The sequence below is a fragment of the Actinoallomurus bryophytorum genome (genome assembly GCF_006716425.1).
GTDB lineage: Bacteria > Actinomycetota > Actinomycetes > Streptosporangiales > Streptosporangiaceae > Actinoallomurus > Actinoallomurus bryophytorum.
In genome coordinates this window covers 2,775,588-2,799,669 of sequence record NZ_VFOZ01000001.1, presented here as the reverse complement: position 1 = coordinate 2,799,669, position 24,082 = coordinate 2,775,588, and the positions used below count along the sequence as shown (strand labels likewise).

The 24,082-nt window shown below is 69.7% G+C and carries 23 protein-coding genes and 1 pseudogene; 7 read left to right on the top strand and 17 right to left on the bottom strand.

Annotated features, from left to right (window positions below):
* Positions 1-14: 14 nt before the first annotated feature.
* The 5 genes from FB559_RS13125 to FB559_RS13105 form a co-directional block, all read right to left on the bottom strand.
* Positions 15-446: a roadblock/LC7 domain-containing protein gene (locus FB559_RS13125; RefSeq protein WP_141955870.1), complete on the bottom strand. Its 432-nt coding sequence runs from the start codon at positions 444-446 to the stop codon at positions 15-17.
* Positions 447-462: 16 nt separating this feature from the next.
* Positions 463-1,410, bottom strand: coding sequence for an SAM-dependent methyltransferase (locus FB559_RS13120; RefSeq protein ID WP_141955869.1), 948 nt, complete (start codon positions 1,408-1,410; stop codon positions 463-465).
* 79 nt (positions 1,411-1,489) lie between these two features.
* Positions 1,490-3,364, bottom strand: coding sequence for a PucR family transcriptional regulator (locus FB559_RS13115; RefSeq protein ID WP_141955868.1), 1,875 nt, complete (start codon positions 3,362-3,364; stop codon positions 1,490-1,492).
* 168 nt (positions 3,365-3,532) lie between these two features.
* Positions 3,533-4,540, bottom strand: coding sequence for a DUF4331 family protein (locus FB559_RS13110; RefSeq protein WP_141955867.1), 1,008 nt, complete (start codon positions 4,538-4,540; stop codon positions 3,533-3,535).
* A gap of 179 nt (positions 4,541-4,719) precedes the next feature.
* Entirely contained in the window at positions 4,720-5,304 is a 585-nt protein-coding gene (locus FB559_RS13105) for a GAF domain-containing protein (protein WP_141955866.1), read from the bottom strand.
* 800 nt (positions 5,305-6,104) lie between these two features.
* Between FB559_RS13105 and FB559_RS13100 the strand changes: the two genes are divergently transcribed.
* Together FB559_RS13100 and FB559_RS13095 are read left to right on the top strand one after the other, a co-directional pair.
* A complete protein-coding gene (locus FB559_RS13100) occupies positions 6,105-7,433 on the top strand; it encodes an MFS transporter (RefSeq protein WP_141955865.1) in 1,329 nt (442 codons plus the stop codon).
* Complete coding sequence (locus FB559_RS13095) at positions 7,394-8,233, top strand: methyltransferase domain-containing protein (protein WP_141955864.1); 840 nt, start codon at positions 7,394-7,396, stop codon at positions 8,231-8,233. Before FB559_RS13100 ends, FB559_RS13095 begins: the two co-directional genes overlap by 40 nt.
* Here FB559_RS13095 and FB559_RS13090 read toward each other — a convergent pair.
* From FB559_RS13090 to FB559_RS46190, 3 genes and pseudogenes are all read right to left on the bottom strand, one after another.
* Positions 8,203-8,502 (bottom strand): YceI family protein, encoded by a 300-nt coding sequence (locus FB559_RS13090; RefSeq protein WP_185792179.1) that lies wholly within the window; start codon positions 8,500-8,502, stop codon positions 8,203-8,205. The genes FB559_RS13095 and FB559_RS13090 overlap by 31 nt on opposite strands.
* Before the next feature lie 277 nt (positions 8,503-8,779).
* Positions 8,780-8,923, bottom strand: a complete 144-nt coding sequence (locus FB559_RS13085; protein ID WP_185792178.1) for a zinc-binding dehydrogenase — start codon at positions 8,921-8,923, stop codon at positions 8,780-8,782.
* A gap of 25 nt (positions 8,924-8,948) precedes the next feature.
* Positions 8,949-9,161, bottom strand: a pseudogene (locus FB559_RS46190) (alcohol dehydrogenase catalytic domain-containing protein); the annotation flags it as partial.
* A 174-nt stretch (positions 9,162-9,335) separates the two neighbouring features.
* Between FB559_RS46190 and FB559_RS13075 the strand changes: the two are divergent.
* From FB559_RS13075 to FB559_RS13065, 3 genes are all read left to right on the top strand, one after another.
* Complete coding sequence (locus tag FB559_RS13075; protein WP_141955861.1) at positions 9,336-9,722, top strand: hypothetical protein; 387 nt, start codon at positions 9,336-9,338, stop codon at positions 9,720-9,722.
* A gap of 450 nt (positions 9,723-10,172) precedes the next feature.
* Positions 10,173-10,445 carry a response regulator transcription factor gene (locus FB559_RS13070; protein WP_141955860.1) on the top strand — a complete coding sequence of 91 codons (273 nt, stop codon included), beginning with the start codon at positions 10,173-10,175 and terminating at the stop codon, positions 10,443-10,445.
* 217 nt (positions 10,446-10,662) lie between these two features.
* Positions 10,663-11,538 (top strand): hypothetical protein, encoded by an 876-nt coding sequence (locus FB559_RS13065; protein ID WP_141955859.1) that lies wholly within the window; start codon positions 10,663-10,665, stop codon positions 11,536-11,538.
* A gap of 40 nt (positions 11,539-11,578) precedes the next feature.
* Here the strand turns inward: FB559_RS13065 and FB559_RS13060 are convergent, their stop codons facing one another.
* Positions 11,579-12,772, bottom strand: coding sequence for an MFS transporter (locus tag FB559_RS13060; protein WP_141955858.1), 1,194 nt, complete (start codon positions 12,770-12,772; stop codon positions 11,579-11,581).
* Positions 12,773-12,871: 99 nt separating this feature from the next.
* Here FB559_RS13060 and FB559_RS13055 point away from each other — a divergent pair, with 99 nt between their 5' ends.
* Positions 12,872-13,489: a TetR/AcrR family transcriptional regulator gene (locus tag FB559_RS13055; RefSeq protein WP_141955857.1), complete on the top strand. Its 618-nt coding sequence runs from the start codon at positions 12,872-12,874 to the stop codon at positions 13,487-13,489.
* Between the two features lie 89 nt (positions 13,490-13,578).
* On the opposite strand, the gene FB559_RS13050 is transcribed toward FB559_RS13055, so the two are convergent.
* The 8 genes from FB559_RS13050 to FB559_RS13015 form a co-directional block, all read right to left on the bottom strand.
* Positions 13,579-14,184, bottom strand: coding sequence for a hypothetical protein (locus FB559_RS13050; RefSeq protein WP_141955856.1), 606 nt, complete (start codon positions 14,182-14,184; stop codon positions 13,579-13,581).
* 137 nt (positions 14,185-14,321) lie between these two features.
* A complete protein-coding gene (fabI, locus tag FB559_RS13045) occupies positions 14,322-15,101 on the bottom strand; it encodes an enoyl-ACP reductase FabI (protein ID WP_141955855.1) in 780 nt (259 codons plus the stop codon).
* 61 nt (positions 15,102-15,162) lie between these two features.
* A complete protein-coding gene (locus FB559_RS13040; RefSeq protein ID WP_141955854.1) occupies positions 15,163-16,383 on the bottom strand; it encodes a beta-ketoacyl-[acyl-carrier-protein] synthase family protein in 1,221 nt (406 codons plus the stop codon).
* The gene (locus FB559_RS13035; protein WP_141955853.1) at positions 16,380-16,673 is read right to left on the bottom strand and encodes an acyl carrier protein; all 294 of its coding nucleotides are present in this window, start codon (positions 16,671-16,673) and stop codon (positions 16,380-16,382) included. Before FB559_RS13035 ends, FB559_RS13040 begins: the two co-directional genes overlap by 4 nt.
* Complete coding sequence (locus FB559_RS13030) at positions 16,670-17,809, bottom strand: SDR family oxidoreductase (RefSeq protein ID WP_141955852.1); 1,140 nt, start codon at positions 17,807-17,809, stop codon at positions 16,670-16,672. Before FB559_RS13030 ends, FB559_RS13035 begins: the two co-directional genes overlap by 4 nt.
* On the bottom strand, positions 17,806-18,747 hold the full coding sequence (locus tag FB559_RS13025) for an AurF N-oxygenase family protein (RefSeq protein ID WP_185792177.1): 942 nt from the start codon (positions 18,745-18,747) through the stop codon (positions 17,806-17,808). Before FB559_RS13025 ends, FB559_RS13030 begins: the two co-directional genes overlap by 4 nt.
* A complete protein-coding gene (locus FB559_RS13020) occupies positions 18,741-20,069 on the bottom strand; it encodes a WS/DGAT domain-containing protein (RefSeq protein WP_141955850.1) in 1,329 nt (442 codons plus the stop codon). The genes FB559_RS13025 and FB559_RS13020 overlap by 7 nt, the downstream gene beginning before the upstream one ends.
* Before the next feature lie 14 nt (positions 20,070-20,083).
* On the bottom strand, positions 20,084-22,357 hold the full coding sequence (locus FB559_RS13015) for an MMPL family transporter (protein ID WP_185792176.1): 2,274 nt from the start codon (positions 22,355-22,357) through the stop codon (positions 20,084-20,086).
* 280 nt (positions 22,358-22,637) lie between these two features.
* Between FB559_RS13015 and FB559_RS13010 the strand changes: the two genes are divergently transcribed.
* A complete protein-coding gene (locus FB559_RS13010) occupies positions 22,638-24,029 on the top strand; it encodes an NsdA family TPR-like regulatory protein (protein WP_141955848.1) in 1,392 nt (463 codons plus the stop codon).
* Positions 24,030-24,082 lie beyond the last annotated feature (53 nt).

The window sequence follows — 24,082 nt, the reverse complement described above, 5'->3', positions numbered from 1 at the left end:
GGAAGCCGCCACGCTCACGGTTTCGGGGGATAGTGGGCCGCCTGTCTGGCCGGCGTGGCCAGGAACGGGCGGACGCTCTTGATCAACTGAGACATCTCGTATCCCACGACACCGGGGTCGGCGTCCCGCTCGGCCAGCACCGTCAGCACCGAGCCCAAGCCGGCCGACGAGACGAACAACACGGTGTCGTCGAGTTCCGCCACGACCTGCCGGACCCTATCGCTGCTGCCGAACCTCACTCCGGTGCTCCGTGCGAGAGCGACGAATCCGGAAGCGATCGCTGCCAGCTGGTCCGCTTCGTCCGGTCCCAGACCATGAATGGATTTGGTCAGCCCGTCAGAGGAGAGCAATACGGCACCGCGGACGTGGGGGACCCGCTCGACGAGGCTCCTCAGCAGCCAAGCAACCCCGGTTGATGCCTGACCGGGGGGCACAGTACTCACCATGATGGGTGATTTCTCCTTAGTGGGACATCGGGGTTGTTTCCCTGGGCCGAAGTGCGCCGAGACCCGCATAGAGCCACACGTCGCGCTCATCGGCCTCCGCTGTTCCCGGCCGCCACCGGGACACCGAGGCGAGTCCGGGCGGCTCCAGTACGAAGCCGTCGAGGAAGGCCCTGATCTCCTCCTTCTCGCGGACGAACCCCCGTGCGAGGGATCGATGGGCCAGCTGGGCGCCGCGGATCGTCTCAGGGCGAGCCACAAGATGCGAGATGGCCAGGTAGCTGCCCGGCGCCATCATGTCCCGGATATGCGCGACGATCCCGTGCGGATCGTCGTCGGAGTGCAGGAAGTGCAGAACGCCGATCGCCAGCACCGCGACCGGCTCGGAGAAGTCGATGAGACGGCGGGTCGCCTCATGCTGGAGGAACCCGTCGGGAGTCCGCAGATCACCCTCCACCACCGCCACTCGATGATCGCCGCCCAGGATGGCACGAGCATGCGTCAGCACCATCGGGTCGTTGTCGACGTAGACGACGCGAGCGTCGGCGTTGACCTCGTGCGCCACCTGCTGGACGTTCTTCTCGTCCGGAAGGCCCGTGCCGATGTCGATGAACTGCGCGATCCCGCAGGTCCCCGCGAGGTGGCGTACCACCCGTCTCATGTAGTCACGGTCGGCGCGCAACACCGCCGGTGCGCTCGGCGCGAGCTCGAGCAGCCGGTGCGCGAACTCACGATCAGCGAGGAAGTTGTCCTTGCCGCCGAGAAGATAGTTGTGGACGCGCGCGACGCTCGGTGTGGCATCCAGACTCGGCCGACGGGGCGGTCGGATGCCGAGGGTGTGCGGCGTCGCGCTCGGGCCGGTCTCGTGGCGCAGTGCCAGCACCTGCAGATTGCCCTGCGGCGATGAGGTCTGTCGCTGGTTCACGTCCATCCCGTCAGCCGTGGCGCGTACGCCACGGAGGGTCATCGAGCGCCTGAGAACTGCCTCGTCGACAGTAAGCGCGGCCCCTCGTACGCAGCGAGGTTCACCTTGCACAGTGAGATGGTCACCGGGTAACGGAATGCTGACCCGGCTCGGATGACGCGTCGTGAACTCTCAGGGCGAACCACAGCTCGTAGCGCGCCGACGGGCCACTCAGGAGTGAGCGTCCGAGAACCTCCTCGATGCGCGTCAGCCGCTTGCGCGTGCCCGGGACCGAGATGCCGAGTGCCGACGCGGTCGCCTCGATGCGGGCGTTCTTACCCAGCCACACGCGCAACGTGTTCATGAAGAGCTCCGGATCCCGGCTGAGCAGCGGCATCATCTGCATCTCTGCCCATCGGCGCACGTCGGGATCATCGAGAACCGCCTCCAGGGTCGCGGGGCCGTCGTCTGCCTCCGGGCCATCGAGGATGCGCAGGGCCAGATGCAGTCTCGACTGCGTCTCGAGGTCATCCAATGGATGACCGAAAAGTTGCTCGATGTGCCGTAGCCGTGCTGCCAGGGTGTTGCGGTGGATCTTCAGCTGCCGCGCGGCGCCGCCGTAGAAGTCCAGCCAGGAACGCAGAGTGACGATCAACTCGGCGGCGTCGGGATCCTGGCCGCGCTGGGGCCGGTAGCGGGTCAGCGGTTCGAGCGTAGAGGTCGCCCACTTGTGTCCCCGTGGGCGTACCAAGGCCGTCATGTCTCCGCGCGGGCTGAACCGGGCGTAGTGCTCAGTGCCTCCCCTCGCCACCGCGAGCGCGTGGATCGCCTGGGAGTATCCCGACACCATCTCCCGGAGCGCCACCGGGGTACTGCCGCCGACGTCGACGCCGTTCACCCGGCCGGCGTAGTCGCGCAGAGCGTCTTCCACCTCGTTCTCATCGTCGGTGACCGGGGCCAGGATGATGACGTGGCCGATGTAAACGGGGCACCGTACGATCCATGCCCGGCCGCCCGACATCCGCTGGCAGTAGGCCACGGCCTGTTCCCTGCCCTCGGCCGGACCCGCCATCACGTAGACGCGGATCTGTTCGGCCAGGCTCGGGCCGAGCGCACCGGCCACCCGCCGGGCGGCCTGGACGTTGGCCGTCATCAGCAGGTGGAGCACCACTTCCCTGGTGCGTGTCTCGACGAGGTCGGCACGCCTTTGCCGGCGGGTGAGGCCGTCCACGCGCCAGCGCAGTGCCAGGAGCCGCGAGGCGTCCGTGATGAGGTCCTGTGCGGTCGGAGAGAACCGTTCCTTCCGTACCACGATCAGCGTGGTACGCGTCTGTTCGGCGCCGATCGACTGGATGCGAACGGCGCCGTCGCCGATGTCGACCGCCGCGGCCCGTATCTCGCCGGTCATGACCCGCTCGATGTCGGTCGCCACGTGCTTGAGAACGTCACGGGGGAGCTCCGGGAAGGCATGCAGCGGCGCGCCGTCCCGGTCGAGCAGTACGACGCTTCCGCCGACCTGCCGTGCCAGCCGCCGCAGGAGGCGCTTCAGGCCGTCGGGCCGGGTCGACTCACGGTGCATCTCGCGCAGTTCGTTGCCGGTGCGCTCCAGAGCGTGGTTCCGCTCGTCCCGAATGATCGTCACCATGCGCGCCCACACCCGGGACGGGTCATCCGGTGCGACCAGCAGCGGCATCCGATGGTGACGTGCCAGTGCGGCCAGGGATTCGAGATCGAGCGAGCCTGCTCCTGTGGAGCCCGTGACGAGGAGCACGCCCGCAGCACGGCCGGCGCCGACACGTCGTACGGTGGTCTCGACCCGATCCTGGGGCGGCTCCACGGACAACGGCAGGATCACCAGCATCCGCCGGAGGGCCTCCACATCGGTGTCGGACCAGCCGGCCAGATCCCCGTCGGGGACGATGACCGCCGACTCGACCTCCATCGAGTCGGAGATCTCTTCCGTGAGGGACCGCGCTCCAGGCACGGTCCGGTTCACGAGCGCGCTGACCGTAGGCACGTCACCGTCACCTCTTCTTCCGTACCGCCCATGCAAGGTCGTCGAATATTACGTCTCGACGACGAAGACCATCCCTAGATCGGCGTGAATGTTACGGACGTCGGCATTCGTGGCGAATTGGCCTGTTCGCGCGGCGTTCGGACCTGGAGCTCGCGCGGACGGCCGGCGTCACATCGGCGAAGCGAGGTACGGGAAGTCGGGACGTAGAGCGCCGGTGGCCGAGCTGCTGTCCAGGCCGAGGGGTACGGCCTTGTTGAGCACGAGCGCGAACATCACCTCGGGTGCGCAGTGGGTGAGCCCGCGACCGTTACGGACGGCGAACCCGAACTCCGCCGGGGTTCCGATCTGGTAGGTAAGGATGTCCGGGAAGAGCTCGTCGACCACCCGCCGCGCATGCGCCGCCGGGTCGTCGCTGCTACCGGTGGCCGCCACGACCTTGGTGACCAGGTCGCTGACGATCGGGCCGTACAGCGCACGGTCCCTGCTCGGGTGGGTCGTGTTGTACTCGCTGGACCGATCTGAGTCATCCGGATTGAAAATCGTGTTGATGAGCGGCGTCGCGCAGCGATTGATCTGCCGCCAGCCACCGGAGTCGGTCGCCAGAGCCGTGGTCCCCCAAAGGCCGATCTTGGTGACCCCAAAAACCTCATCGGGGATTTCCAGCACGATCGCGCTCACGTTCGTCCCGGCGAAGAGGTTCGCCGGATCGCGGTAGTCCACGGCGGAGAGATCGAAGGGCGTGCCGTTCGCGACCGCCTCCTTGACCGCGCCGACGACGGCGCCGTTGATGAAGAACGGATCCGCCGCGGGGCCCGCCCAGACCCGTACGCCACCGGCACCGGCGATCTCCTGACCGGTCCTGCCCCGTGCCAGCAGGATTCCGACCGCCTCACGGTCCAGCGCGTCGGGACCGCCAGACCATCGCACCTCCAAGGACTGACCACCGTCGGCGTCGTACTCGCCGAAGGTGAGCACATAGATGTGGTCCTCGACCGCGTCACCGTCGGTGTCAACGCGAAACTCATACCGTCCTTCCGGGTGAAAACCTCCAGCCCCGGAAAGAGGGTTGACATTCATGATGAACACGGTTGCCGCAGCGCCACGGAAAACATAGACATCGCTGATGTCCAGACGTGGGTCCTGCCGCGCAAGTGGCGAATCAAGATGATGAGACATACGTGTACTCCGTCGCGGAAAGTAGGGCCAGAATGATCGGCGTCAGATCGCCCGAGCGTAGGGGCCACAATGGACGTCAACCAGAATCACCCTGCACAGCGACACGGGTCACCCGGTTTCGGAATGCTGAGTCAGGCCTTCGATACGGAATAACAGGTCGGTGATTGGACCGGGCCCTCTCAAATCCTCAGGGAAGCGGCACCGGAAGGATATTGGGGCTCCTTCAGGAGCCTCGCTCGCCGCTCGATCCGTTCTACAAGCTCCGCAGCCTGAGCCTTGATGAATGCGATCCCACCGTGGCCCCAGTCGTGGGGTTTGGTGTCCAGAATGCAGATGGTGCCGAGGGTCCCCGTCGGGTGGATCAGTGGGGCGCCCAGATAAGCGCGGATCCCGATCTTGTCCACCACTGGATTGCCGGCGAAGAGGTGGTAGTCCATCACCTCGTCGAGTGCCATCGCGTGCTGCCGCGTCACCACGTACATGCAATAACCATGGTCGCAGGCCATTGCCCGGAACGGGTCCACCTCCGGGGCGACCCCCCGGTCCCGAGAGGAGGGGTACAACCCGGCGAAATACTGCCGTTCTGCGCCAATGATATTGACCATGGCGAACGGTGCGTCCAGCGTCTGGGCCAGGTGCCGGGCGAACTCGTCGAACTCAGGGTCGGGCTCCTCCTTGATGCCCAGCTCCCGCAGCCGGGCAGCGCGGTGAAACGCGTCTCTGTCGATCGGAGTCACCAGCCGGTGGTCGGGTCGGAAACCCATCACAGACTCCTCGCGGTCACGATGACTCCTGTCTGGCGCAGTGCTGACCTGCATACTCCGCGTGCCGAAATGGCCCGCACATAGGTGGACGCTAGGAGCGCCTGTGGCCAGTGGCCAGGTTCAATTTGCACACCGAGGACGGCAGCCTGTTGCGAAATGCTGTGTCATCGACGCTTGCGGCTGGTCGTAGGTCCGGTCTCGGCAGTCGCGGCAGTGTCGAGACACTCAACGGTCATGAGCGCAGCACCAGGAATGGAGTGGCCCGACCACAGACCGCGATCGGAATGATGCGCTATGAAATGTGGAAACGGACTAGTGATCAACCCGACCTCTGTGCAGTACGGTGAGCGCCGAGCACCCTTCGAGGGAGGTGACTGTTGGATCTCATCTGGGAGTAAGGTCGTCTCGGCACGACGAAAATGGCGTGCCCATCGTGCGGCGATTAGACGCCACGAACCCCTCGAGGGGAGGATAGCAATGAACACTGTCGACTGGGACTAATGCTGATCCGGCACGGCGAGAATGACGTGCCTGTCATTCGGTGATGAGACACCGAACCCTTCGAAGAGAGGAGGGCGATGAACACCGTCGAGTGGGACTAACGCCGGCCCGGCACGGCAATAACGACGTGCCCGCCGTACGGCGTTGAGACTTCATGGGCCCCTCGAACGAGGAGACCCGTGCGAAGCATCATTAATTGGACCTGATCCGACCTCTGCGCTGCGGTGACAGCGTGCCGCAGACCGGCCGGTGGGCATGCCATGATGCCCACCGGCCCCCCTTAATGTCCCGGGAGATTCATGGTCCGGTACCGCGACCTGTTCACGGTGCGCGAATTTCGCTACCTGTATCTCGGCCTAATCGTTTCGCTCGTCGGTGACCAGCTGGCCGCCGTGGCGGTGGCCGTACTGGTATTCAACCGAACGAACTCGGCTCTGCTGACCGGCCTGGCGTACGCCTCGGCGTTTCTTCCCGCATTGGCCGGCCCCGTACTGGGCGCCTACGCCGACCGGTTGCCTCGCCGGGCGCTCATGATCTGCTGCGACCTGATGCGTGCGCTGATCGTGGCCGCGCTGGTCATTCCAGGAATGCCGATCTGGCTGATGATCGTGCTCCTGTTCGCCGGCCACACGTTCACCCCGCTCTTCGTCGCGGCGCGCTCGGCGATCCTGCCAGAGGTCCTCGACGGCGAGCAGTACGTCGCCGGCAACGGTCTGCGCACCATCACGACCCAGCTCTGCCAGGTCGTCGGCGCCGCCGGCGGTGGCGCGCTCATCGCGCTCGTCGGACCCGTCACCGCGCTGGCCATCGACGCAGCCACCTTCGCCGCGTCGGCCGCCATCACCGTCTACGGCGTCCGCTCCCGCCCCGTCGCCGTACGCCACGACCCGGCGAAGACGGTCGTGGGCGACTCGCGTGACGGGCTCCGGTACGTCTTCGGTGATCCCTGGCTGCGTGCGTGCCTGCTCCTGGTCTGGTTCGTGCCCATGTTCGCCTTCGCGCCAGAGGCGATCATCTACCCCTACGCCCGGTCACTGCACGGCGGCGCGACCTTGGCGGGGCTGATACTCGCCGCCTCTGCCTTCGGCTTCGCCTCCGGAGCCGTACTGATGACCTCCACCCTGGCACCACCGCTCCGGCTACGGCTCGTCACGCCGTTCGCGGTACTGACCGGAGCGGCTCTGGTGCCGCTGGCCTTGCGGCCCCCGCTGCCGGTCGTGCTGGTGTTGTTCGCCGTCTCCGGAGCCGGCGCCGCCTTCGCCGCCCCGCTCAACGCGCTTTTCGTCCAGCGGGCCGACAAGGAATATCGCGGCCGTGCCATGGGGGTCGCGATCACCGGCATCACCGCCGGCCAGGGATGCGGTTTCCTCATCTCCGGTGCGCTCGCCGACACCGACATGGGGCCGGCGTACGCCATCGCACTCCTGGGCACGGCCGCCATGGCGGCGGCGATCTCAGCGGCTCCGGCGTGGAGACGCGCCCAGACGGTCCCCTCCTCGCCCTCGCCGCGCCTACCGCACCGCGCGGTGCCTTCGACCGAAGACCCACCCGGGAACATTTCAATCACCCATCTGGCAATGGAGACGCGATGGACACCCCCACGGTCCGTACCCTCACAGAAGTCGTAGGAGATGAGCCCGGCGAGGACCAGGTAAGTAAAGGCGACGGACCGGACCGGCTCGGTCCTCGCATCGGTGATGCCATCGGTGAGTCGCTGCGTGCCGCCTACCAGGTGTCGCGGGAACCGAACGCCGCCCCGGTGTCCCAGATCGTGGAACGCGATGACGGCGTCGTGAAAGCCGCCCTGGTCACGAACTGGATCGCGGCGATCGACCAATGGCCGGAGGAGGATCGCCGGGCACTGGACCTGCTCAAGGGCAAGGTCTTGGACATCGGCGCCGGCGGAGGACGAGCGGCACACGCACTCCAGGACCGTGGCCACCCCGTCACCGCGATGGACGTCTCTGCCGGTGCGGTGGACGTGTGCAGGCAGCAGGGGATACGAAGTGTCTTTCACGGCACGGTGGACGAGCACGCCGCGACCGGAGCGCGATACGACAGCTTCCTGCTCCTGGGCGCCAACTTCGGCCTGCTGGACAGCCGCGAACGGGCACCGGAGTTCCTGCGGGCCCTAGCCGCGATGGCCGAACCCGGCGCCGTCATCGTGGGCCAGGGAAACAACCGCACCGACTCGACGGACCCCGAACATCTTGCCTACAACCGGCGAAACCTCCAAGCGGGGCGCATCGCCGGACAGCGCACCATGCGAATTCGCTATCGAGACATGGCAACGCCCTGGTTCCACTACCTGTGCCTCGCACCGCGCGAACTCGCTCAGCTCGCGACCGGCGCCGGCTGGGAACTCATCGACGTCGTCGACTCCAAGAACTCCACGGCCTACTTCGCCACCCTCCAGCTGAAGAGTTGACCGGCGAAACGGCACCCGCGTCCGACATCCAGTGACCGTATGGCCACGGCGGCCGCCCGCCGGCCGGCGTCCTGGCGCTCGAGGAAATGGGGAGGCTCCCGTACACCTTTGATCGCCATCTCGCCGGCCAGTTCGAGTGCCGTGCCGGAGGTCCGCGCGGACTGCACCGTCATGACGATGCTGGGATACTTCTCGACGTCCAGGAACCTGCGACCGCGCAGATGTGTGTCGCGTTTCCCGTGCCCGGTGTCGATCGATGCCGCACCCACGGTATGACGTCTGTGACGGAATGGTCGGATCTGATCTCGCCGCCACCCTGCACGTCGGCGAACGCCGCCTTCACGGTCCCCATGCCCCAGAAGGTCTTGTGGGTGATGCGGACCGTCGTGCGAGCGGGGTCAAGCGTCCAAAAGCCGACAGCGGTGTCGGACTGGAGCAGGCGCTGAGTAAGGACAGGGGTCATCGGAAGCTCCTCAGGCAATGCGTGAAACAAGTGAAGACGGGCACGTTGGCTATGCGTCGAGGGACGTCATCAGGCGCACAGGATCAGGGGATGAGCACGAGCTTGCCGCGGGCGTGGCCGCCCTCGCTCTTCTGCTGGGCCTTCGCCGCCTCGGCCAGCGGAAGTACCTCGTCGATCCGCACCTGAAGTGTGCCGTCGGCGACCTCGCGCAGCTGCGTACTGATCACTGCGGCCACCTCTTCGGGCCGCGCCCACCTCGTCGACGACCCCGGCCGCCTCCAGGCCCGGTACGGACGGCAGCGGCGTGGGCATGAACTCCTCGAACCAGCCGCGACGCACCTTGTAGTCCATCGGGTTGACGCCGATCGCCCGTACGGCGATGCGCACCTCGCCTGGACCCGCGTGGGGCTCCTCGATCTCCTTGAGCCGAAGAACCTCGGGGCCGCCGAACTCCTCGAAAACCATTGCCTGCATTGGTCCGCTCCTCCAGCGTGAGAACGACATCCGACCGGCCGCGTGACCGGCCGTCTCACCCATGGTCGACAGAGCGCGGGGACGATCTCGCCGTCCGTTCGGACGGTTCGTCCCCGGCCGAACGGCGGGGCGGGCGCATCGCCCCGCAGTCGTACGCTTGACGACGTGGAGTACGCCGGATTCGCACAGCCCTCATCAGCCCTGGTCACAGCGGCGCACATCATGCATGCCCCGGCATCGGAGATGGCCGGTCACCTGTCCTCGGCCCTGGCCGAGGACGTGCCGCACCGGGCGGTCGCCCTCCTGGCGACCCAGTGCGCGTCATCACCCGTCGCGGCCGTGGGCGACCAGGAGCTCACCGACACGCTCACCGAGGCGGTACTCGGCGCGCTCGTCGCCCAGATCACACCGGGCTACCCGTGGCAGGGGACGGCGCACCTCTCAGGGCCCCGTGGCCGGTCCTCGCCGTCGCGAGCGACTTCACTCCCCGAGGCGCGGGAATGGTCATGGTCCTCGAGGACGACGCTCCTCTTCCGGCGGGCGTCCTCCTGACCGTGCAGGCGCTGGTGGACTTGTTCACCACTCACCTGGAGCGGCTGGTCACAGATGCCACGCCGAGCACACTGGCCCAGTCCCGTGCGGTCGCACAGCCGAGGTCCCACGCCGCCGCCGAACTGGGCGAGGCGCACGCGAGCGCCCTGTCCGGGATCCTGGGCGTGCTACGAAGCCACCGGCTGGACGACACCGTCGCACGGTCGGCCGCCGTCGACCTGGCCGTCGACGCGCTCATAGACCTGCGCAACGAAGCCCAGCGGGGAGTCGGCTGGCAGCTCGGGCTCACCGAGCTGGTGGCGACCGTACGAGACGACGGGCCCGGCGTGCCGCGCGACGATCTTCGCGCCGGCCAGATCGCCCAGCGGGTGGAGGCCCAGGGGGGCTCCTTCGAACTGGACGCCGTACCCGGCTGGGGGATGACGACCAAGCTGGCGTTTCCCCTGGCCATTGTCCGAGGTCGCAGCCGCGAAGACCCCCAGGCCCGCGTACGGCCCGTCGCCGAACGAGACAGCGGGCGCAGACCCGCTGGCCGGTCTGGGGGCACGGGAGATCGAGGTACTCGAACGCCTCGCGCTCGGCCACCGCAACAGAACCATCGCGGAGGAACTCCACATCAGCGAGTCCACCGTGAAGTTCCACGTCGCGAACATCCTGTCCAAGCTCTCGGTCGGTTCACGAGGTGAGGCGGCCGCGTTCTTCCATTCGGCGACGGCGATCTGAGCCCCCGGCCACCGCACTCTCTTGTCGAATCGGCAGGTCAGAGCCGGCGACACGATTTTCGGTACCGACGGCGCTTGAGGCGAATCCGACGCGGAGGTATCGCCCTCACCGCAACATCGCATAATTTGTTCGGATCCGTCGTTTGGCGCTGCCAGGAGATGGAAGATGCCCAGTGTTGACCGATACCGTCGGAACGCAGTGAGCAGGGACAGGTGCCATGCCTGACCGTAACTCCGAGTGGGACGCCTACCGGATGAAACGGCGATCGGAGCCGATTCCGCCGGAGGAGCCCGACACTCCACCCGCCGAGGCCTACTCGCCCGCCGTCGTCTGGGCATTCCCTCTGGACGCGCAGCCTGGTGAACGGGGCGTACAGCCGGCGGCCCCTCAGGCACCTCCCCAGCCCGAAGGACCGACCGGTCCTTCGGGTTCGAAGAGGCCACTCACCCTCCTCGGCATCGCCGGCATGACCGTGTTAGTGGCGCTGACAGCGGCTCTCGCCGTAGCGTTCCTGGCCGGAGGGAGCAGCGACAAACGGCCAGAGGTCACCAGACAACCCCCTCCGGCCGGGACAAGCACCACGCCTCCCCCTTCGAGTGCCGCCCCGAGCATCATCGGACCGGGCTGCGGAGGTGGCGCCTACAAACGTTTCGGTTACTACGTGGACGGTAAAGCAGGGTGGCTGAGCGGTTCGGGCGGCTATGCGGGAGCTGGCTGCAACGGGAGTTTCGACGCGCTTCCGATGTCCGGCGATGCGAAGAAGGCCGATCCCACGCTGTATGCCCAGTGGGAGTTCGATCCCAGGTTGAGGCGTAAATGTAAAGTGCTTCTCTATATCCCTGATAACACCGACAGGAGGTACGTCGGCGGGAGCCCCGCGCGCTATACCGTGGGGCAGAGAAACGGCGATAAGAAGCTTCTTTCCTTTAGTATCGACCAGCCCAAGTCTCTAGGTAAATGGGTGGACAGCGCGGTCTTCAATGTCGATGGCCCCTTTCATGTTCGCCTGGCGAACACAGGGAAGGACTGGACGGACGCGAGGAGCACCTTCACCCATGTCGTAGCGGCCCAGGCCCGCGCCATATGTAGCTGATCACCGCTCACTGCCCCGTGCCGGACGGCAGGCCTCCGGATTACGTGTCGGCGGTCGGCCGGAGTACGCCGGCGCCGCCCGCGATGGCGGCGGTGAGCAGGACGACGAACGCGAAGGACACCGTCAGCGAGGACAGGTGGGCGATGCCGCCGATGATGCCGGGGGCGATCAGCCCGCTGCCGTAGGCGATGCCGGCGACACCGGCGATGCTGCGGCCTGGATGCGGGCCGATGCGCCCCGCGGTGGCGAATACCAGGGGCACCACCACGGCGATACCGATACCGATGAGTGCGAACCCGCCGACCACCAGAATGATGTCGCGGGTGAGTACCACGCCCAGCGCACCCACGGTGGCGCACAGTCCGGCCAGGCGGACCGTGGCCACCGGTCCGACGCGACGTACCACCCGGTCCCCGGCGAAGCGCGCCGCGGCCATGCTGACCGAGAACGTGGCCACCGTCAGGGCCGCCGTACTGGCCGGATGCCCGAGCGCGGTGTGCACGTACACCGCCGACCAGTCCAGCCCGGCCCCCTCGGCGAACACCGCGCACAGCCCGACCAGGCCGATCACCAGCACGGCACGGGACGGCAGCGCGAACGCCGGCGGCGCGTCCACCTCAGGCTCCGGCCGGTGCGGCAGCAGCCAGGAACCGGCCACCACGCCCGTCACCGCGAGCACGGCCGCCGTGAGGAGGAAATGCGGGCGGGCGTCGGGCGTGACCCGGACGGCCACCGCGGCCGCGGCCGAGCCGACCAGCCCGCCGACGCTCCACCAGCCATGCATGCTCGACATCACCGACCGGCCGTACCGCTGCTCGACCACCACGGCGTGCGCGTTCATCGCCACGTCCGCCAGCCCGGCCGCCGCACCGTACAGCACCAGCACGCCGCACAGCAGCACGAGCGAGGTCGGCAGCACCGGCAACAGCAGAGCCGTGCACCACAACAGAATCATGACCCGTACCAGGAAGCGCAGGTCGTGGCGGTGCACCAGGCGCCCGGAGGCCGGCATGGCCACCATGGCACCGATGCCGGGCATCAACAGCGCGACTCCGAGGCCACCGACACCCACCCCGACGTGGCCGGCCACCCACGGCACCCGCGCCGCGAAGCTGCCCGTCACCGCGCCATGCACCGCGAACACCACACAGGTCGCCACACGCGCGCGGCGCAGGTCGGTGGGGATAGGCCGGGTCTCGGTCGCCGCGTCTCCGCCGGCAACGGTGTCTGCCATGAAGGGCTCCAGGTCAGGTGCTACGTCCACCGCCCGCTCACCATATCCGCAATACCGACCAAGTGGTAGGTTTCTTTGGGTGTACCAGAGGTGCGCGAGGTGACCGTGGAGGCCCCGCGCGGCTACGCCAAGGGCCGCGCGAAGCGGCGGCAGATCCTCGACCAGGCCATCGCGCTGTTCGGCGAGGTCGGCTACCGGGGTGCGTCGCTGCGCGAGATCGCCACCCGATGCGGCCTGTCCCACGCCGGCCTGCTGCACCACTTCCCGACCAAACAGTCACTGCTGCTGGCCGTGCTGGAACACCGCGACGAGGTCGACGGCGCACGGCTGGCCGACGGGGGTACCGGCCTGGCCGTCCTGCGCGGCATGGTCGACCTCGCGTCACTGAACTCCACCCGGCCGGGCATCGTCGAGCTGTTCACCGTGCTATCCGCCGAGGCGACCGCCGTCCAGCATCCCGCACACGCCTACTTCGTGCGGCGTTACCAGACGACGGTACGCACGGCCGAGCGGGCCTATGAGCAGGTCCGCGCCGATGGGGCACTACGGCCGGGCGTCGAGGTCGAGGCGGCCGCACGGCAGTTCGTCGCGCTCATGGACGGCCTGCAGATCCAGTGGCTGCTCAGCCACCGACGGCTCGACATGGCGGCCATCCTGCAAGCCCACCTGCAGGCTCAGCTGACGGTCCCGCTGGCGGCCGAGCCGCCCAGCGGTTAGGCACCAGGTGCGAGCGTCCGGCACACAGCGGCTGCCCGGTACACGACCCGGCGGGGTGCCGGGCAGCCGTGTGGCGTACGCGGTGTGGGCTAGCCGACGATCGACAGGGTCGCCTTGCCGCCCTCGAGGTCGCGCGGCTCGATCGGGCAGCGCTTCAGGATCGAGGCGATGCCGGGCGTGAAGTCGGTGACGACCATCGGCGCTCCGGTGAACTTGCCGGAGTCGATGGTGCCGAGGCCGAGGCTCACCGATGACGTGCCGACCTTGCCCGTCTCGGCGCCGGTCGTGCTGGTGGCGCTGCCGCCGTCGGCCAGGTCCCACACGAGGGTGGCCGAACCCGTCATGGTGGCGTTCGCGCAGGTGCCGGTCGCGCGGCCGGACGCCGTCCAGGTGCCGCCCTTCACCTTGGTGCCCTTCCCGGTCGAGAGGTCCTTGCAGGTCCCCAGGTTGCCGAGAACGCTCCAGCTGACGCCGTCAGGCTGCGGGAACGCCGCGCTCAGCGTCACCTCTTCCAGGGCCGCGCCGGCGCAGTGGACCGACGCGGCGGCGTGCGCGGGCGCGGGCCGGAGTAGCAAGAGCATCGACGCGAGGGTGACCAGTGTCAGGGCCGGGGCGACGAGCCACACGGGGATGCGCCGGTTCGTGGCGTACGGTGGCCGGCCGCCGGGATCGGCGGCGTCTGCGGGGTGATCCATATCTTCCTCCTTGGTCCGTTGGTGGGCCTTGGCCGGTCGGCCGGTCGTGGCCGCAGGAGTGCGTACTCACCTCCTCGTCCGTACGAGGGTGGACATCCGTGCGGGACGTGACCGGGCGGGTCACGTCGCCGGACGAGTCAGGCGATCGCCTGCGCGATGACGTGGGCGCCGCCGTCGACGTGCACGATCTCTCCGGTGGTGGCCGGCAGCCAGTCGGACATGAGCGTGACGCACGCGCGGGCGACGCTGGAGTGGTCGCCCGTGCTCCAGCCGAGTGGGGCGCGGGCTCCCCACCGGGTGCCGAGCCCGTCGAAACCGGGGATGGCGCGCGAGGCCACCGTGCTGAGCGGCCCGGCCGCGACGAGGTTGACGCGCACCCCGCGGCCGCCCAGAGCGGCGGCGAGGTAGCGGGCGCACGACTCCAGTGCCGTCTTCGCCACGCCCATCCAGCCGTAGCCGGGACATGCCTTTCCGGCGTCGAAGTCGAGGGCGACGACGGAGCTGGCCGGCGCGAGTATCGGCAGCAGCGCCGTGGTGAGGGCGTGCAGGGAGTGGGCCGACACTCGCAGGGTCGTGGCCACGTCCTCCCAGGAGGTGGTGAGGAAGTTGCCGCCGAGCGCGGCCGGCGGCGCGTACGCGATCGCGTGCAGGACACCGTCGAGCGGACCGCCGAGGAGCTCACCGGCCCGTTCGGCGAGCGGATCGAGGTGCGCCCGGTCGGTGACGTCGAGCTCGATCACCGGGGCCGGCTCGGGGAGCCGCCTGGCGATGCGTTCTACCAGGCCGAGCCGGCCGTGGCCGGTCAGCACGACCTTCGCTCCTTCGCGCTGGGCGAGCGCCGCCACGTGGAAGGCGATCGAGGCGTCGGTGAGGACGCCGGTGATGAGGAGGTTCTTGCCCGCGACGATTCCCGGCATGGACGGCACCGGCCTTTCCTGGCGTACGGGTGTGCGGATCGAAGGATGCGGCCGGCCGTGGTCAGGCGGCCCGGAAGACGAGGACGGCGTTCTGACCACCGAAGGCGAAGGAGTTGCTCATCGCCGCGGCCATCGGCCGCCGCCGGGGGCACCCGGCCACGACGTCGAGGTCGATGGCCGGGTCGGGATGGTCGAGGTTGGCTGTGGGAGGGATCGTCTGGTGCCGGAGCGCGAGCACGGTGCAGGCCGCCTCGATGGCTCCGGCGCCGCCGATGGAGTGGCCGATGACGCTCTTCGTCGCGGTGACCGGCGGCGGCGCCGCGAACACCGCGTGGAGAGCACGAGCCTCGGCGAGGTCGTTGTGGAGCGTCGCGGTGCCGTGGGCGTTCACGTGGTCCACGTCCCGTGGGTCGAGGCCCGCGTCGCGCAGCGCTTCGCGCATCGCCCGGGTCACCCCCCGAGCGGACGGGTCGGGGGTGGTCTGGTGGTAGCCGTCGGCCGTCGCGCCGTACCCGGCCAGGTAGGCGTGGACGTCCGCGCCGCGTGCCGCCGCGTCCGCGGCGCGTTCGAGGATGAGGACCCCGGCGCCCTCGGAGAGGACGAAGCCGTTACGGTCGGCGGCGAACGGCCGGATGGCCGACGCCGGATCGCCGCGACGCTCGGCCAGCACGCGCATCTGCGCGAACATCGCCGTCACCAGCGGCAGGCACGCGCACTCCGTGCCGCCCGCGATCGCCACGTCGCACGCTCCGCCGCGCAGCAGGTCGCGAGCGACACCGATGGCCGTGGCACCCGACGCGCAGGCGGTGGAGGTGACGAGGTTCGGACCGAGCGCACGCAGGTCCATGCCGATCTCACCGGCCACCATGTTGGCGGCGGTGCGGGGGATGGCCAGCGGTGAGATGGACCGGACGCGGCGGGCGCGGAACTTCTCGTACTCCTGGGTCAGCTGGTCACCCCCGCCTCCGCAGCCGATGACGACGGCGACCCGCGTGCCGTCCCAGCCGGCCGGGCGCAGCCCGGCGTCTGCGACCGCCTCGCGGGCGGCGACCAGGGCGAGCTGGGTGAACCGGTCGATGCGCCAGACGAGCCGTTGTCCCAGCCGGGCGACCGGGTCGAAGTCCGGCACCCGGCAGGACAGGTCGACGGGGAGGCCGGCGAGCCGCTCGTCACGTGCGGCGGTCGACCGCCCGGCACACAGGCCCGCCCAGGTCGCCGGCACGCCGACTCCTGCGGGCGTGACCAGGCCGAGCCCGGTGACCGCGATGTCGGTGGGGTTCACGAGGCGTTCTCCGCGACCCCGACCGGCTCTTCGGAATCACCGGGCCCGGCGCGACGGCGTTCGCGGTCCAGGCGTTCGGCGACCTCGCCGAGCGTCATGTCGACGGTGGCGTCGGCGACCGCGTCTTCCGCGCGGAAGCCGTACTCGTCCTCGATGATGACCGCGATCTCGGCCAGCATGAGGGAGTCGACCTCGAGGTCGTCCATGGTCGCCTCCGGCCGTACGAGGTCGGCGGACACACCGAAGTAGGAGACCAGACGCTCCGCGATCAGGTCGTAGACGGGATTCATCGGGAGGGACGCCTTTCTGCCGAGGCCGGATGCGGCCGTTCGATTCGCGGCGAGTCGAGTACGGCGAACAGGAAGTCGAAGCTCAGCGGTCCGGGCCGATGCCCGCTGGGCAGCGCGGAGACCAGCCGTGCCCGGTCGTAGGAGCGCCGGTGCCAGGCGAACGGCAGGAACGGCTGGAAGTACGTGGCCGCGAAGCGCTCGAGGAAGTTCGGGTCGGCGGGGGCAGGGCCGAGCGTGAGCCGGAACTCCGGGACGTTTTCGGCCGCGAGCCGCCACAGCTTCTCGGCCGGAGTGTCCTGGGGGTGGACGACGTGCAGCGTCGTCACGGCGCCGGCGGGACGGCCGGCGATCCGCGCGGACGCCTCCAGCATCGCCTCCGCCGCCCAGCCGACCTGCACCATGTTGAGCCGCGCGTCGGGGCGGCCCGGCAGCCGTACGGTCAGGGGTTCCCGGCCCGGCCGCCGGTGCACGGCGCGCATCCGTGCCAGCAGGCTGACCAGCGAGCCGATCTGGTGGTCCGGTACGCCCGCCGGGGCTGGACGGTCGTGGACCATGAGGCTGGGCCGCAGGACGAGGACGGGCCGGCCGGTACGGGAGGACCAGTCGCGTACGGCGACCTCGGCGTCGTACTTGGACCTCTCGTAGTCGTTCTCAAAGCCCGCCGAGTCGTCCAGCTCGTCTTCCAGGATCAGCCCTTCCCGGCGGCGGCCGGCCACGAACGCCGTGCTGAGATGGCGGACGCGGGCGCCCGGTGGCGCGGCCTCCGCCAGGGCGAGGACGTTCTGTGTGCCGCCGAGATTGACGCGCCGCAGGCTCGCGGGGTCCGCGTTCAAGGTCGTGTCGGCGGCGCAGTGCCACAGCTCGGTCATCGAGGCCGCGAGCGCGGCGAACCGGTCCGCCGGAAGGCCCAGCCCCGGCCGGGTGATGTCCGCCTGGACGGCGGTGACCTGCCGGCGCGCCGCCTGGCGTACGGCGGACGGCGCGGCGAGAGCGTCGAGCGCCCGCAGCAGGCGGCCGTGTGCCCTGCCGGGCTCGTCGCGGCTGAGCACGACCACCTCGCCGGGGTCGCGTGCCAGCATCGAGCGCAGCAGGAAGGTGCCGGTGAATCCGGTGCCACCGGTGATGACTACGGTCATCGCGGGTCCTCGGCGCGCATCCCGAGCAGCCGCCAGAGCAGTGAGCCGGCGGAGGTCATCAGGCCGAGCTCGGCGGCCAGCCGGCGCGGGCCCGCCACGGCCGCGCGGAACTCCGCCCGCCACGCCGGATGACGGTAGGCACGGGCTCTCACTCCGCGCGGGATACCGAACTCCCGGCTCATCGAGCGCGGCGGGCCGAGGACGAGCCCGGCGACGATGCGGACGATCACCGGCATCGCCAGCGCGAGGAGCACCCGGTGGAGACGGCCGAGACGGGGCACGCGATGCCGGAGGTGATGCCGGGCGAACGACAGGTGCCGGGCCTCCTCCGCCACATGGATCCTCATGATCCGCTCCTGCAACGGATGCAGCCGGCCGGCATCGCTCAGAACCCGGCGCTGCGCGTGGTCGATGGGCTCCTCGCCCGCCAGTGCGAAGATCAGGAACAGCTCCGGTGACAACCACGGCAGCAGTGGCACCAGCTCGCCGAGGATCCCGCGGACGGCAGGCAGGCCGGGAACGGGCAGGCCCGTACGGGTCGCGAACTCACCGAACATCAGTCCGTGGCCGGCCTCCTCGATGACCTCGAGGTAGGCGTACCGGAACGCGGGCGAGCCGGCCGGCAGCCGGCGGGCGAAGGTGAGCAGGCCGCGTTTGAGGATGTTCTCGAACTGCACGCCGGTCTGCATCATCGCGGTGATCCGCCACAGGCCCAGCCGCGCCTGCACGGCCGGGCTCAGCTCCTGGTACCAGCCGATGCCGCTCAGAGGGTCGGCGTCGGGGAGCCGCCAGCGAGGGTCGGCCGGGTCGATGCCGAAGTCCGGGTCGTCCCAGGGGATCTCGCGGTAGACCGGCGAGTGCCGGCGGACCGAGGCGCGGGACAGCCGGTCCACGACGTCGGCGTAGGGGCGACCGTCGTCGGCCGACCTGGTCACCATGCTTCCTCGCGTCGCCGGGTCGTGGACGCCAGGTCCCGTACGGCGTGCAGCCACCGGTCGCCGAGGTCGCCCGGGTCGGGGCAGCCGCTGTCGGTGACGAACGCGACGCATGCCGTTTCCCGGTAGGTGGTGAGCGCCGCGCCGAGAGGTTGCCCAGCGGGCAGGTAGGACACGGGGACGAAGCCGGTCACGGGCCTGCCCGCGAGTTGCAGCGGGCGGTCCGGGCCGGGCACGTTGGTGGCGAGCAGGTGGCTGTGCCGGGAGCTCTGGGTGAGCTCGACCAGGGTCCGGGCCAGCCATCCCGGCATGACCGCGCCGAGTCCGCTCTCCGCCGCCGTACGGCCGTCGCCCTTGCCGCGTTCGGTGGCCGCGTGCAGGATCGCCAGGCGTCGCGCGGGGGAGGGCTCGTCGCACGGCAGCTGGATACGGAAGGGAACGAACCGGTTGCCCAGGACGCCATCGCCCGGTCGCCCGCGCGTGTTCATCGGGACCAGCGCCCATGGCCGTCGTACCGGCTCGGACAGGTCGTACCAGGGCGAACCGGGCCACTCGCGCAGGACCGTGGTGAGCCCGGCGAGAAAGATCGTGTTGACGGTGGTGCGGTGCTCCCCGGCGGCGTGCCGCAGGAGATCAAGATCGGTGAACGTCCAGGTGAGCCTGCGCTCGCCGGTCCATACGCCGCTCGCCTCCGGCCGGGCGAGGGGCCAGAAGCCGCGCGTGAGGTTGACCCCGCCACGCGCGGTCTCACGCAGGCTCGGCCGATGCCGGACCTGGGCCCGGCGTCCGGGCGGCGGGGGACCGGCCGGCTCGGCACCGAGGAGCGCCCCCGCGACCCGGTGCGGGATGGACATGCCGTCGTGCAGTGCGTGGTGCCCGAGGTAGAGCAGCGCGAACTCGTCCTCGGCGTGGCCGTGCAGCAGCCAGGCCCGCCACATCGGGCCGCCGCGGGGGATGGCCTCCTGTAACAGCCCGTCGACCGCCGAGACCAGACCCGCGTGACCCTGCTCGGGCGCCAGGACCCGCTCACCGACCAGCGCGGTGAGGGCGTCCCGGTCGAGCGGCAGCCAGGCGCTGCGGCGACGGCCGGCCGGGACCAGCGCGCTGCTGAGCCGGGGCAACGAGGGCAGCCGGTCACGGAACCATCGGCGGACCTCACCGAGCGCGGGCGCGCGCCCGCGCATCAGCGTTAGGCCGCCGATAGCGAGGTTGACCCGGGGGTGTGCGGCGTCGTAGGCGAGGAAGGCGCGCTCCACCGGGCTCAGCGGTGGAACGTGGCCGGGTGGCCGCCCGTCCCGTGGCGCGTGGGTCTCGCGGCTTGCCATCTCATCACCTTTTCTCAGCGGTCGGCGCGTACGGGGCCGGTACCTACGGGGTCGGGTACGGGTGGGTGCCTTGGGAGTACGGTCCGCAGCGGGCGCGGCCACCACCAGTTCCAGCGCCCGAGGACCCGCATCACCGCGGGGACGAGGACCAGACGGACGATCGTGGCGTCGATGACGACGGCGACCAGCAGGGCGAAGCCGAACTCCTTGAGCTCGACGACGGGCGACGGCAGCAGGGCGGCCGAGACGGCGACCAGGACGGCCGCCGCGACGAAGATGGGCCGGGCGGTGCGCTGCACGCCGGCGGCGACCGACGCGGTGTTGTCCCCGGTGCGGTGGTAGATCTCCTGGACGCGGCGGACCAGGAAGACCTCGTAGTCGGTGGAGACGCCGAACACGATCGCGAACAGCAGCAGCGGCAGGTAGACCTGGATGATCCCGTCGCCGTGGAACCCGAGGACACGCTCCCCCCTGCCCCACTGGAAGGTCACGACGAACAGGCCGAGTGTGCTCGCGCAGGTCAGGAGGTTCATGACCACCGCCTTCAGCGGGATCAACAGGCTGCGCATCATGGCGGCGAGGATCAGCAGCGTCGACGCCAGGACGAACGTCAGCACCCACCACAGTTTCCGTACGAGCTCGTCGTGGGCGTCCACGAGCAGGGCGCTGACCCCGCCGACCAGCACCCGGGACGAGTCGTCCGTCACGGTCGACGGCACGATCTCACCGCGAACCCGGCGTACGAGGGCCGCCGTCCGCGGCCGGTCGGGGGCCTCGCGGGGCACGACCAGGAGGACCGCGGCGGACCGCTCCTTGCCCACGGCGACGGCGTCGACCTGGGGGTCGCGTTCGAGGGCGGCCACCAGCCGGGTCACGTCCGGGGCCGGCGCACCGCGCGGATGCCGGACGTCGATGAGGAGCGTGCCGGTCGCTCCGGCGAAGGAGTCGGCCTCCAGCAGGGCGAGCCCCGTGCCGCTCGGCGTCCCCGCGAGCACACTGCGCTGGAGGTCGGCGCCGAGCCGCAGGTGCAGCGCCGGCACGGCGCACAGGAGCAGCGTCGCGGTGCCGGCGAGGAGGTAGGGCCACGGGCGCCGCATCAGGTGCCCGGCCCAGCGTGCCCACCGTCCGTCGTCGGCGAAGGCGGCCTCGTACGGCCGGCCGCGCCGCCACGGCAGCGGCCCGGCGTCGAGCAGGCCGTGGCGTAGGGAAAGAGCGGCGGGCAGCAGGGTGAGCGAGGCGGCCACCGCGACGGCGATCACCAGGAGGGTCGCCAGCGCCAGCTCGGTGAAGATGGACACCTTGACGGCGAACAGGCTCGCCGCCGCGACCGCCACGATCATCGCCGAGTACACGACCGTACGTCCCGCCGTCGCCACGGCGGTCCCCGCCGCCGTCGTACGGTCCGCGGCGCCGTGCGCGGCCGCGAGCTCCTCCCGGAAGCGGCTGACGATGAGCAGCGCGTAGTCGATGCCGATCCCCAGGCCGACGACCGAGACCGCCGTCAGTACGAAGACGTCGAACGTCGTCACCCGGGACAGGACACCGATGGCGCCAAGGGTCACCAGGATCGTCGATCCGGACAGCGCCAGGGTCAGGACCGCCGCCCCCAGAGTGCCCAGCCCCAGCCACAGCACCAGGAACGACAGCACGACGGCCACGCCCTCGATGACACGGACGCCGGAGATCTCGACCGTCCTGACGTCGGCGTTCACGGGAGTGGCGCCGACCAGGAAGGCGGCCACCCGGCCGCCTGACGCCTGCCGGGCCGTGCGCTCGGCCGCCGCGCGCTGCGCGGGGTAGCGGGCAAGCCGCTCCCGGTCGTCGCCGTAGGCCGAGACGAACACGTAGCTGTTGTGCGGATCGCGGTAGGACAGTCCGCGCACCTCGAACAGGCCGATCGGATGAGCCGCCGAGACGTCGCGGACGGCGGGCGGGAACGCCTTCGTGATGATCACACCGGGCTGTCGCGTCAGCGCCTGTTCGGTGGCCGCGACCGTCGACCGGTAGAGCGGCGTCCCGGCCGTCAGCCGGTCCGAGTGGAAGACGAGCATCATCTGCTCGCTCCCCAGCACCGGCATGTCCCGGCGGAGCGCCGTGGTCGTACGGGCGGACTCGGCGTCGCGCACGCTGAGCGGTGGCGCACCGAGCGCGCCCAGCAGCGAGGGCAGCAGTGCGAGCGAGGCGAGGCCGAGCAGCCCCCAGACGAGAAGGACGGTCCATCGGTACTCCGCCGCCATGGCACCACAGCGGAACAGTGCCGAACGCACGCCGCGAGGCCGTGCTGCCATTGTGGGCCGTGACCTCCCCATTTCAGAAGCCCACCCTTCTACGCGGATATCCAGGCGCACGCGTTACGTTCATGCGGATGCATTGCTCGATGGCGCGGCCCAATGGTCGAAAGTCCATTTGCGGAATTGATGGCTCGGTCGCTGGACAACATGTCAACACGCCGCAAAATCAAAATCCACCGGCCGGGCGTTGCGTCGCGTTGCCTCGTTACGATGAGGGAGGTTGTGGTGACTTACCGTGATGTCGCGCGACCTCTGTGGGCGAAGGGACCCCTGTGACATGGCCGAACTCACCTATCGTCACCCGCTGGCCGCGCTGCGCGCGGCGCTGGGCGGCCTGTCCGCCGTGGAATACCTCAACCAGGTGAACCGCCGGCATCGGGCGCTCGGGTTCGGCGCGATGGCGATACGGCGGGAGAAGGTCATCCGATGGGAGTCGGGTGCTTCGGTCCCCCAGCTTTCGGCCCAGCTCGCCATGGCCGACCTGCACGGTGTCCCCGAGGACTCCGTGTACGACCTGGGCTGGCCGTCCTGGCTGTCGTTGGCCTTCCCCGCCGACCGGGCGTTGTTACGCGAGCCGTGGAACCTGGAGGGCACGCTCGCCGCTCTGCCCGGTGCGGCGCGAGGCCGGTTCGCCGACCGCCGCCGCACGCCGTGGACGGCAGGCGCCGGACTTGACGCACTTGTGGGGGAATGGTCCCGCGCGCTGTCGGCGCCGGTCCAGACGATCAAGAACGGCAGGGGACGTGTCACCGAGGAAATGATCGAGGCGTTCACCGACCCGCTCGCCAGGATCAGCCGCCTCGACGACGTTCTCGGCGGAGAGCTGACCCGCCGCATCGCACTGGCGAATTTCGAGGTGCTGAGCTCGATCGCCCACGATTCGACCTACGGAGAAACGACCGGACGCCGCCTTTTCCAGGCACTCGGAGAGGCGGCCAGAATCTGCGGCTGGCTGTATTTCGACTCAGGTCTGCATTCGGCCGCCCAGTCCTATTACGTGACGGCGCTCCGCGCCTCGGCCATGGCCGGCGACGAGGTGACCGGAGCCAACATCCTGGCGTTCATGGCCATCCAGTCCTACTCCGAGGGCGACCCCACGGACGCCGTGAAGCTCGTCGACGCGGCGCTGAACCACTGCGACGGCCGCGCCATACCACGGCTGCGCGCGATGCTCTACAGCCGCCGGGCCCGTGCCCTCTCCAAGACCTCCCACGGACTGAACGGGTGCCTGCGCGACTTCGACAAGGCGCGCCATTGTCATGCGCTCGGATCACATGACGATGACCCGTCCTGGCTCTACTGGCTCACCGAGGGTGAGCTGGAGATGCTCGCGGCGTCCTCGGAGCTGAGCCTCGGCCGGCCGCACCAGGCGCTACGCGCTTTCGACACGGCGGCGCGCGCGGGCCATTCGCCGGAGACCTTCCCCCGCGACCACGCCCTCTATCTCACCCGGACCGCCCGCGCCCACCTCCTCACGGGAGACGTGGAGCAGGCGGGCGCCGTCGCCACCCGGGCCCTCACACTTTCCCGCGGATTCGGCTCAGGACGGGTCCGTTCGGAACTCGCCCGCCTCGGCACGGCACTCAACCGCCATCGCTCCAGCCGCGCCGTACGGGAGTTCACCGACCTCCGCGCGACCACCGAACCTCTGGACGGCCAACCCGGTTGAGCAGCCGCACACCGCCGCGCTGCGGGTTCTGCGGGCGGCGGATGGAGCCGTGC